The following is a 4,160-nucleotide window of genomic DNA, read 5'->3' as shown; positions in this document are numbered from 1 at the left end:
TCCCCATCTGCATCTTTAATGGTGTAGCTAAATGTTTCTGTGAGCTTGCCTCCATCTTTTAATGCATTCACGGTTGCATTATTTGGGTCAACGGTATAGCTGTAACTACCATCGCTATTGAGTATCAGTGTGCCGTAGTCACCTGCAAGTCCTGTTCCACCAACATTACCTGTTTGTTCTGTTGTTGAGCTTCCTTTGCTGACTCCTGTCACTTGTGTTGCATCTGCACCTAAACTGTCAGCAACATCTGTGCTGTTGCTACTGCCACCTGTGATCACGTTTCCTTCAAGTGCTGCACCGTCTTCTGTCACTGTGCCTGTGTCAGCTTTGGCTTCTGGGGCGGTATCTGTGATGAGAATGACCAGATTCGTCGCTGCTGAGCTTTCATTGGCATTGTCTGTCACTACAATTGGGAAAGTATCGCTTACGCTAGTATCACCACCGCTGTGGTCTTTGCTGCTGCCACTTTGTTGGTAGCTATAACTGACTTTGCCTGTTACTGGATCATAGTCGGTAAGGGTCAGTGTTCCTTGTGTACCTATGATTGTTTGTGGTGTGGTCGGGGATAGACCCAAGAGTTCGCTGGTCAGAATGGTCGTGCCACCAATCGTGATAGATTTCAGTCCATCTGCTGCGTTGACGGTAAACTCGCCTTGTACTGGGGTCGTTGCATTTTCGGCAATGCTGTTCGCACCAAGCGCTGATCCATTATGATCAGTGATAACCACGTTAGGTGCGCCATCGGTATGTCCGTTAATGGTGATGGTTAATGTCGTGGTACTCCAGTCCCCATCTGCATCTTTAATGGTGTAGCTAAATACGTCTTGGAGGCTTTGGTTATCTTTAAGGGCATTTACATCCGTATTGTTATTATTTAATTGGTAGGTGTAACTACCGTCAGCACGGAGAATTAATGTTCCGTATTCTCCATTCACTGCTGTATTCAATGCGCCATTTGCTACGTGTTCACCTGACGCAACTGTTCCAGCCTGTACTCCACTGACGTTAGCTTTGTCTGCGCCTTGGGTATCAGCTGTATCTCCACTAGATACGCCTCCTGTCAGTACGTTGCCACTGACTGGATTAGGTACGCTGTCTTCTGTAATGCTATTCGTGTCAGGCGTCGCAACAGGTGCGTCATCTATAATATTAATAACCAGATCACCCGAAGCTGTTTTATCGCCATCGATATCTGTCACTTCCACTGCAAATGTTGCATTGGTATTATCACCTGACGTATTCGCAGGAAGTGTGTAGCTATAGTGGATAGTACCTGTACCAGTTGCCGAATTGTATTCATAGCGTGCAGTTAAACCATCCGAGAATGTTTGATCTGCTGTCGTTAGGGTATGTCCACCTAACTTCACTGCATCTTGAGAAGCCAAACCATCTGGAGAGGTAAAAGCAATTGTACCGCTTGTTATTTCCTTATCAGTAGATGCTTTAGAGCCACCATTATTCAAACCTGATTCATAGACTTTGGTACTCTCTCCATCGCTCGAAGGAAGCGTAACAAGAGGCGCACTATTGCCAATGACTAATGTCAAGCTAGCTGTTGAGCTATCCCCATCACCGTCAACCAATGTATAAGTAAATACCTCATTTACACCGCCCGGCGTACCTTCATGACGCTCGTAACTATATTCACCTGTGGTCTTATTGAGTATTAGAGTACCATACTGCCCTTCGATCGTCAGCGTTGTGCCATCATCTGTTACCACGTTAGCAGATACATTATCACTAACCACTGTGGAGATGCTCACTCCATCGGCACTAATTTTGTCTGCACCTGTAGCCCCACTACTCGTACCAACACCCGTCAGTACATTTCCAGTTTCAGGGGTAAATTGATTAGCAGCCACATTATCGATGTCGTTTTTGGCAAGTGGTGCATCATCAATAATGCTAATGACTAGACTGCCACTGCTCACAATATTACTTTGATCTGTCACAGATATACCGACTTCTTCCAGAAAGTTATCGGTGTGTGATGCATCGTTGGTAACAGGTTGATCTAGTTCATATTCATAAGTAATGGTGCCACCCGTAGATACGCCATTAAATTCCTGACCATTTGGCGTATAGTCAGTAATGATGATCTTGCCATGAGGCGTGTTGATAATAATCGGTGTAGTTGAGGCATTTTCCAGATCTGTTAGCAAAATATTGGTATCACCAACCGTAACAGACTTTACGCCATCACCAGCCCCAATCGTAATACTACCCGTTTCTTTATTTGAACCCGATGTATCAGTTAAACCCTGTTCATATACAGTAACATGCCCCTGTTCAATTAATGTATCAGTAGTATTGTTCGGATTTTCACTGCCGCCATTTTCATCTTTTATGCTAATCGAAGGATTTGCATCAGGTGTAATTGTGATTACCAATTCCGCTGAAGCGGTTCCACCCTGGCCATCACTAATTGTATAAGTAACTGTTGGAACGGTGCCATTCCAGTTAGTCGCAGGGACAAAGTGATAAGTTCCATCGGCATTGAGCGTTAGCTCGCCAATTTTATCAATTGTAACGGTTTGGCCTGCATTATAGCTTTTACCCTCCACAACAAATTGAGTAACTGTGATTGCGTTTCCATCAGGATCACGATCATTAGTTAAAACATTGCCATTAACTGGGGTATCTTCAACACCTGTAATTTCATCCTTAACGGCGATTGGCCATGCGTTTTTATCCCCTCCACCGCCACTTCCTGCGGCTGCAATGATGCCACCAATAACAGCACCACCACCAATAATCCATGGCAGTAAAGACCCACCTGCCGCACTAGCAGGTAATAAGACCTCAAGCCCAGGTATTCCCTTAAAACCAGAAACACCATCAAACCAGTATAAGATACAACCATCTTCTTCAAAAACCAGATCAGAATCAACTTTGTCATATACGACAAAGAAGTTTTCGATAAGGACAGTTTCACCATTATTTAACTTTAAAATCAGGTTATTGCCATCACGTAAAAACTCTGCTACATCATTACGATGCATTTTGGTATGGACAATTGATGCTTCTGTTAAAGTGATATGTTGCGTGTTGATAGATACTTTATTTAAAGAATCTTTTTCTACTACAATAAAATTTGTCATGTTCTGTGTGGCCTATATTCGTTGAAACTTTTAAATGCTGAATTACTTGGTAATGCCCGTAATTTGTACCGTCACGCGACGATCGGGCTGTAAACATGCTTTTAGTGCTTCACGAGATTTAACCGTAGGACAGCCGTCCGTGACTGGTTGATTCTTCCCTGCACTTGCCACCGAGATAATATTTGCGGATACGCCATTTTGAACAAGCAGACTACGTACAGTTTCAGCACGATTCTGACCAAGTTTTTGGTTATAAGTTTCGCTTCCTAGACGATCCGTATGACCGACCAATATGATCTTACTGACAGAAACAAAACCTGTTGAAATTTTTGATGCTACGTCCTGAACTTCCTGACGGCCTTTAGGCAATAAATCATTTAAAGATGAACCATCAAATTTAAATAATGTATCGGCTGCCAAATCAATTGTTTCAGTATGCTCAACAGGAGCAACGACAGGCTTTTGAGCTGCTGGCTGTTGTCTACAAGCCAAAGGATGACCATTATTTGAAATAAAAGGTACACCAGCAGCATCTACAGAAAGAATAAAGTTACGATCTTTTAATTGATCTGGCCGCAAGTCGACATCGCAACTCTGACAATTTTTTTCGCCGCTACAATTTTTAACTTTGAAATTATAAACTTCTGGTTTTAAATAATACTTTGCCGTATTATTGATATAGAATTTACCTGATTCAATACTGTCAATATAGAAATGAATTGGGCAACTCTGTTCATCTCTTGTATCCCCTGCGCATAATTTAGCATCTCTGTTGACATTGATCTCCTGATTATAACCTTGCTTATTATTTTGAAACCGTAAAGCAGAAGGCTTTGAGTAAGGATCAGATGCACAAGAGGCTACCACCAATGAAATTACAGTAGTTAAAAGCGATAATTTCCACATAAACAACCCTTGGTAGACTTAATGTATTATTAGATTTGTATAACATATTAGATCTCTTGCGAAAGTAAAAAATTGTGGTGGTGTTTCAAAAAGTATGCTGAAAAAAAGCAGGTTGGATTTTGATAAAATAGAGAAATGCGAATAACTCTAGAA

At 42.1% G+C, this 4,160-nt stretch carries 2 protein-coding genes; both read right to left on the bottom strand.

Annotated elements, in window-relative coordinates; all coding sequences use genetic code 11:
• Nucleotides 1-3,101 (bottom strand): VCBS domain-containing protein (locus tag PV763_RS15240; protein WP_420938160.1); only part of this gene is annotated, 3,101 nt, incomplete at its 3' end.
• A 42-nt stretch (nucleotides 3,102-3,143) separates the two neighbouring features.
• Nucleotides 3,144-4,007: an OmpA family protein gene (locus PV763_RS15235; RefSeq protein ID WP_000265727.1), complete on the bottom strand. Its 864-nt coding sequence runs from the start codon at nucleotides 4,005-4,007 to the stop codon at nucleotides 3,144-3,146.
• Nucleotides 4,008-4,160: the final 153 nt, after the last annotated feature.

It is taken from the genome of Acinetobacter sp. AS5 (genome assembly GCF_048957595.1).
GTDB lineage: Bacteria > Pseudomonadota > Gammaproteobacteria > Pseudomonadales > Moraxellaceae > Acinetobacter.
Note: the sequence above shows the minus strand (reverse complement) of the source record. Positions and strands in the feature narration are given on the sequence as shown.